The organism is Cognataquiflexum nitidum (assembly GCF_022538055.1).
Taxonomy (GTDB): domain Bacteria; phylum Bacteroidota; class Bacteroidia; order Cytophagales; family Cyclobacteriaceae; genus Cognataquiflexum; species Cognataquiflexum nitidum.
In genome coordinates, this window is sequence record NZ_JAKZAM010000016.1 from 106178 (window position 1) to 112177 (window position 6000).

General features: G+C 38.6%; 7 protein-coding genes. 4 read left to right on the top strand and 3 right to left on the bottom strand.

All coding sequences use genetic code 11. The features are described 5' to 3' along the window. Positions 1 to 246: 246 nt before the first annotated feature. Complete coding sequence (gene trhO / locus MMU07_RS12480) at positions 247 to 1260, top strand: oxygen-dependent tRNA uridine(34) hydroxylase TrhO (RefSeq protein WP_241126206.1); 1014 nt, start codon at positions 247 to 249, stop codon at positions 1258 to 1260. Beyond that, a complete protein-coding gene (locus tag MMU07_RS12485; protein ID WP_241126207.1) occupies positions 1217 to 2086 on the top strand; it encodes a nucleoside phosphorylase in 870 nt (289 codons plus the stop codon). Before trhO ends, MMU07_RS12485 begins: the two co-directional genes overlap by 44 nt. Before the next feature lie 16 nt (positions 2087 to 2102). Here the strand turns inward: MMU07_RS12485 and MMU07_RS12490 are convergent, their stop codons facing one another. After that, positions 2103 to 2405: a hypothetical protein gene (locus MMU07_RS12490; protein ID WP_241126208.1), complete on the bottom strand. Its 303-nt coding sequence runs from the start codon at positions 2403 to 2405 to the stop codon at positions 2103 to 2105. Positions 2406 to 2521: 116 nt separating this feature from the next. Further along, complete coding sequence (locus MMU07_RS12495; protein ID WP_241126209.1) at positions 2522 to 3106, bottom strand: response regulator; 585 nt, start codon at positions 3104 to 3106, stop codon at positions 2522 to 2524. A 242-nt stretch (positions 3107 to 3348) separates the two neighbouring features. Between MMU07_RS12495 and MMU07_RS12500 the strand changes: the two genes are divergently transcribed. Together MMU07_RS12500 and MMU07_RS12505 are read left to right on the top strand one after the other, a co-directional pair. Continuing rightward, positions 3349 to 4059, top strand: a complete 711-nt coding sequence (locus tag MMU07_RS12500) for a DNA alkylation repair protein (RefSeq protein ID WP_241126210.1) — start codon at positions 3349 to 3351, stop codon at positions 4057 to 4059. A 48-nt stretch (positions 4060 to 4107) separates the two neighbouring features. Then, positions 4108 to 4695 (top strand): hypothetical protein, encoded by a 588-nt coding sequence (locus MMU07_RS12505; protein ID WP_241126211.1) that lies wholly within the window; start codon positions 4108 to 4110, stop codon positions 4693 to 4695. 5 nt (positions 4696 to 4700) lie between these two features. Here MMU07_RS12505 and MMU07_RS12510 read toward each other — a convergent pair whose 3' ends face one another. Further along, positions 4701 to 5906 carry an alpha/beta fold hydrolase gene (locus MMU07_RS12510; RefSeq protein ID WP_336246193.1) on the bottom strand — a complete coding sequence of 402 codons (1206 nt, stop codon included), beginning with the start codon at positions 5904 to 5906 and terminating at the stop codon, positions 4701 to 4703. Between the last annotated feature and the right edge of the window lie 94 nt (positions 5907 to 6000).

The following is a 6000-nucleotide window of genomic DNA, read 5'->3' on the forward strand; positions in this document are numbered from 1 at the left end:
GGTCAATAAAGCGTAAATACACAAAAAGTAAAAAGTATATACGCAATGATTCCAGTGAAAACGTTGATTCGAAGTAATTCAATGATGAAGATTGGCAGATCCGGCACATCGGTCTTCTGACTTCGGTCTTCCGTCCCGATTGAAGCAGAATATAGGGTTACAGCCAAAGTAGCGTGAATTCATTAAAAAGCAATTATTAAATCTTATTTATAAACCAAAACACCCTGCCGAAACAGGGCTCTAGTTATGGAAAATCAACCCTACAGCATCCTGCTCTATTATTGCTATGCCAGCATCGAAGACACGGAGGCATACCGCGAGGAACACCACCTTTTTTGTATTGAAAACAACATCCGTGGCCGGATCATCATTTCTCCTGAGGGCCTGAATGGGACCGTTTCGGGATTGAAAGAAGATTGTGAAAAGTACATGGCCTATATCCATGCCGATCCGAGATTTGCCAAAACAGAATTCAAAATTGAAGCCTTTGACAAGCATGCTTTTGCAAAAATCCATGTTCGCGTCAAGCCTGAGATCGTTCACAGCAGCCTTCGTCACCTTGATCCCAATGTCAAAACAGGCAAACACTTAGCTCCCGAAGAATTCAAAGCACTCAAAGACCAAGAAGACGTGGTCATCCTTGATGTCCGGTCCAACTATGAGCATGAGCTTGGAAGATTCAAAGGTGCCCTCACTTTGGACATCGATAATTTCCGCGATTTTCCCGAAAAGGTAAAAGAACTTGAGCATCTCAAAGGCAAAAAGGTTTTGACTTATTGCACCGGTGGCATCAAATGCGAAAAGGCTTCTGCTTATCTTTTGGAACAAGGCTTCCAAGATGTCTACCAACTCCATGGTGGCATCATCAAATATGGCATGGAAGCCGGTGGTGAAGATTTTGAAGGGAAATGCTATGTGTTTGACAACAGGATCGCCGTCGATATCAATAAGGTAAATCCAAAGGTGATTTCTATCTGCCATGTGTGTGGCACGGAATGCGACCGCATGGTCAATTGCGCCAACTCCAGCTGCAATGCCCACCTGCCTATCTGTGAAAAATGCGGATGGGAAATGGAGGGTACCTGTTCTGTGGAATGCAAAGAAAATCCCGAAAAGAGACCTTACGACGGAACGGGCTATTACCAGAAAAATACCAACGGTTACAATCCTTACAAAGGCCTGATACGAAGACAGGACAAAGCAAAACAACCACTCCATGAGCAAAAGGATCCCGGAATCAGAGCTGATCATCAATCCTGACGGAAGCATTTATCATCTGAACCTGAAGCCAGAGCATTTGGCTTCGACGGTTATTGCAGTGGGCGATCCCGAAAGAGTCTCTAAAGTCTCCCAATACTTTGACGAAATTGAATTTTCGATAAGCAAGAGGGAGTTTGTAACCCACACAGGGTATTATAAAGGAAAAAGATTGACCGTGATGAGTACCGGCATGGGTACCGACAACATCGAAATCTTTATGAATGAATTGGATGCTTTGGTGAATATTGACCTACGAACAAGGATTCCGAAGGAAAACCATACCACACTCAATATCATCAGGGTAGGAACTTCCGGCAGCATGCGCAAGGAAATCCCCGCAGGCACCATGCTTGCGTCAGAATATGGCATCGGGCTTGACACCTTGATGTTTTTTTACAAAACCGAATACACGCAATTGGAACAAAAAGTCGGAAGGAAAATCCAGGAAGACCTGGGACTTTCATTTACTCCATATTGTGTAAAGGGTTCGGAAAAACTCTTGGATCATTTGGGAAAAGGACTTTTGATAGGAAATACAGTTACCTGCCCCGGATTTTTTGGCCCTCAGGGAAGGGAAGTCAGAATCAAACCTGCCATTCCTGATATCATCGAAAAGTTAGGAAATGTAGACCTGGATGGTTTTAAGCTAACCAACTTTGAAATGGAAACTTCGGGGTATTATGCAATGGGACGGCTTTTGGGCCATGAAGTTTTGAGTCTTAATGCCATCATCGCCAACAGAGTCACCCAAGAATTTTCAAAAGACGCATACGGAATTGTGGATAATCTGATCCGGTATACATTAAATAAATTGGTAGACAATTAATCCGCCAAGCTGATAGTCAAGCTTTGTTTTTAGTATAAAAATGGTCCTTTTCAAGTTTCAAGTGATCCCAATCCCGATAATCGATGTTTTTTATCATCTCATTTACAGCTTCGAGACATTCTTGTTTGGCCAGATACACCCCAAAAACAGCATCATTATTATTGACCAAAAATATTCTGCTTGCCTCAAATAACTTCTTCAAACTTTCCCATTGAGATAATACCAAAAGTTCATCCTCATTACTGACCGACTGAATTATTTTAAACATTCCAAAAGTACAATGAATATTCATTTCTATGTTATTAAATAATTTATCCAAAAATAAGTCAATTTTAACGCATTATCAATACGTATTAATACTTAATTTTATGGATTAAACACCAATTTTTGATTTTAATATAATAATTCTTTATTTTTTTGTATCCATATTAATAATTAGTTGTGCTTTTTATCCAAATCGAGCTTTTTTACAATATTACTCCTGTGCTTGTCAATGGTTCTTTCAGCCACAAATAGTGTGTTGGCAATTTCCTTTGTAGTCAATCCATCAGCTATGAATCTTATGATTTTTATTTCTGAAGGGGTAGGTTTTAGAGGTTTTTCGGCAAACTTAAGCCCTGTTTTTTCAGATAAAATTCTTGTGCTTAGGTAAGTTCCCTTTTTCGAAACCATCTCAATGCAATCAAGCAATTCTTCCACTGCAAAAGCCTTATGTACATACCCTGATATATTCAAAGATTTAGGCTTATGGTAGATATAGGACTTTTTATGAAATGTCAGGAGGATTATCTTCGTTTGGATTTCACTTTCATAGCACATTTTGGCCACTTCCAAACCACTCATTCCAGGCATATCAAGATCGAGAAAGGCCAAATTCGGTTCAATTTCCTGAATAAATTTTAGAGCCAAGTCTCCGTTTGGCGCCTCTCCTATGACATCGAAATTGTTCTCTTCCAAAAAACCCTTGAGTCCTTTGGGAAAAAGAGGATGGTCATCGGCAATAAAAACTTTTTGTCTCATCTCAATAAAAAACCAACTCTTAACAATGTAAGTCAAAACAGTGGGATCAAACTGATTGTTTGGCTGTTTTGAAAAAAAATGTGTAAAATTCTCAGATATCGAGGATTCATTTCACCTTCTCCTTTCTCTTAGGTTCTCCCTTCAAGAAGAATTTACTTTGGACTTTGTTTTCGCAAAAAGATTTATTTTTTGCCTTAATTTTAAAAAAATCAAATTGAATCTATTAAACCCAATGCTGGAAAATGAAAGTTCAAGACCAAATCGAGGAATCACTTCGGCAAAAGGCAATTCCTGAAAAAGCCGCTTTTTTTCCCAGGTTTTTTAAAACAGGGAAGGGTGAATATGGAGAAGGTGACCGGTTTTTGGGCGTCACAGTTCCGGAGCAAAGAATAATCGCCAAGAAATACTGGAAAGATTTACCTTACCAAGAGCTTGAAATTATGATCAAAAGTCCCTTTCATGAGGTCAGGTTGACATCCATCCTCATCTTGGTCTTGAAATATCAAAAAGCTACTAGCAAGGCAGAAAAGAAGTCTTGGGTTGATTTTTATCTCAAAAACAGGTCTTGGGTCAACAATTGGGATTTGGTGGACAGTTCGGCCCATCTCATCCTCGGGGATTACCTCTTTGACAAAGACAGAAGCATGCTCTACGATTTGGCAAAATCCGGGATACTTTGGGACCAAAGGATCGGGATCATGAGCACCTTTTATTTTATAAGGAAAAAAGATTTTACCGACACTTTAAAAATCGCTGAAATCCTGCTCCACCATCCCCACGACCTGATTCATAAGGCTGTGGGTTGGATGATCCGTGAGGTCGGCAACCGTGATTTCGAAACTGCAAATCAGTTTTTAATGAATCATTATCAATCCATGCCACGAACCATGTTGCGGTACGCAATTGAGAAGTTTGACGTGGATACAAAAGCATTTTTTATGAAAAAGGATTAAATCAGACCTAAATCCACTAACTTAGGGCTATAACAAACCCGATCAACCATGAAAACTTCCCTCCTATCTTCGATCCTTTTTCTTATCGCTTTCTCATCCTTTGCCCAATCCATTCCTTCCAAGGAAGTACAAATCAAAACTGCTTTGATGGCCGCTCCTGAGGACAAAAAAGAAGGAGCGACGGTTTATGGATTTGATGAAAAAGGTGAGTTTACCGTATTGAAAAAGGGTACCAATGAAATGATTTGCCTTGCCGATGACCCAAACAGCCCAGGATTCAATACTTCCTGTTACCACAATACTTTGGATCCTTTTATGGAAAGAGGACGAGAGTTGAAGAAAGAGGGGAAAACAGCCAAAGAGATTTTTGACATCCGTGAGGAAGAAGCCAAATCCGGCAAACTGATCATGCCTAAAGATGGCGCAACTTTATTTGTCTTGAGTGCCGATGCGGCGGATTACAATCCCGAAACAGGTGAAGTAAAAGACCCCTACCTGCGCTATGTGGTGTATATCCCTTGGGCCACTGAAGCAAGCACAGGATTGCCGCTGAAGCCATCAGGTCCGGCTATGCCTTGGATTATGGATCCCGGAACGCATAGGGCTCACATTATGATCAATCCGCCAAGGAATTGATTTTATTACCTCTCTGGGATTTTATCCGAAGAATATTGATTCTGGAAAATCAACCCTTCCTTTCTAAGTGCCGTGAAAGATGATATTTTCATTTTCTGGTCATCCAAAAGGTAGGCAAAAACAAAATTTTGTAACAAAGAACCCTCTTTGACAGCTAACATGGCATGACCATCATTTACCATAAACAATGTACTTGTAGGATAGAACTCTGCCAATGCTTCAAAAGATTTTGGATGAATAAGCCAGTTTTGGGCGCTTCCAATGATTAAGATTTTCCCACTATAAATCTCACCTTTATCATAAAAAACTCCAACAACAGAAAAAGGTATCTGAGAATGGGATAGCCAAAGTGGTCTGCTTTCAATATACATCCAAGAATATAATGAGTTTTTACCCTCTTCAGGCATTGTTTTATTTTCCTGAAGATTATATGTGTGTTCAAAAAACCTAACTTTTAATGCTAAAGACCTACTCCTTTCATTTGTGATCTGTTTGTTGAAAAATAAGTAAGAATAGGAGTTAAAAGTGAAAAGGCTTTGATGGTAGAAGTTGTTTTTTTCCTCAGCATTAATGTTTTTTTCAATAAAATTGGCGTAGTAGCCAAATTTAAAAAGTGATTCGGGCGAAGTGTTTTTATAAAACAAAGGATCATCAATTTCAAATTTTTTAAAACTGAGGTTCTTCTGTAAATCAAAAAGTAAAGGATTGATACAGATAACAGACTTAACTTTTTCAGGAAACATCGAAAGGTACTGGAAGATCGCAGTTGCGGAGGAGGAACCGGTAATAAAACTTACTTTATTCTCCTTCATTAAAGTGGCTCTTACTGTTTCAATATCCATTGCTATTTGGTATTGATTGAAAATCATGTAGGATCTAGACCAGTTAATTTCTCCGGCCTTTGAAACATTTTTAAAAAAGGAATCAAAATTATGCCTTCCAATAATTTTTACTACGTTAAATTTTCCCCTTAATATTTCAGACCAATCAACCTCCGGAAAATAATCATCAATAGGGTCCGAATAAATTAATATTGTCTCTATTGAAGGATCAAAATCACTCACTATCTGGTATTGAATAAAAGAATATCCTTCCGAGAGATTGTTATGGTTTAGCGGGACTCTTAATTCAAAGGATGAAAAAGCGTAAATATTGAAAAATGAAAAAAAGAAGAACAAAAACAAAATGTAAGTCTTAATTTTCATCTTCATAATTATTTGAAAATTTATCAATAGCGTCCTAAATAAAAGATGAGAGGTCTCGTTTTTGCCCAAAATATGTATTTTGGGTTTGCACCAAAAACCT

Bases quoted from the DNA above. Each gene is read 5' to 3' on its own strand.
- trhO (WP_241126206.1), top strand. From the start codon at position 247: ATGGAAAATCAACCCTACAGCATCCTGCTCTATTATTGCTATGCCAGC.
- MMU07_RS12485 (WP_241126207.1), top strand. From the start codon at position 1,217: ATGAGCAAAAGGATCCCGGAATCAGAGCTGATCATCAATCCTGACGGA.
- MMU07_RS12495 (WP_241126209.1), bottom strand. From the start codon at position 3,106: ATGAGACAAAAAGTTTTTATTGCCGATGACCATCCTCTTTTTCCCAAA.
- MMU07_RS12500 (WP_241126210.1), top strand. From the start codon at position 3,349: ATGAAAGTTCAAGACCAAATCGAGGAATCACTTCGGCAAAAGGCAATT.
- MMU07_RS12505 (WP_241126211.1), top strand. From the start codon at position 4,108: ATGAAAACTTCCCTCCTATCTTCGATCCTTTTTCTTATCGCTTTCTCA.
- MMU07_RS12510 (WP_336246193.1), bottom strand. From the start codon at position 5,906: ATGAAGATGAAAATTAAGACTTACATTTTGTTTTTGTTCTTCTTTTTT.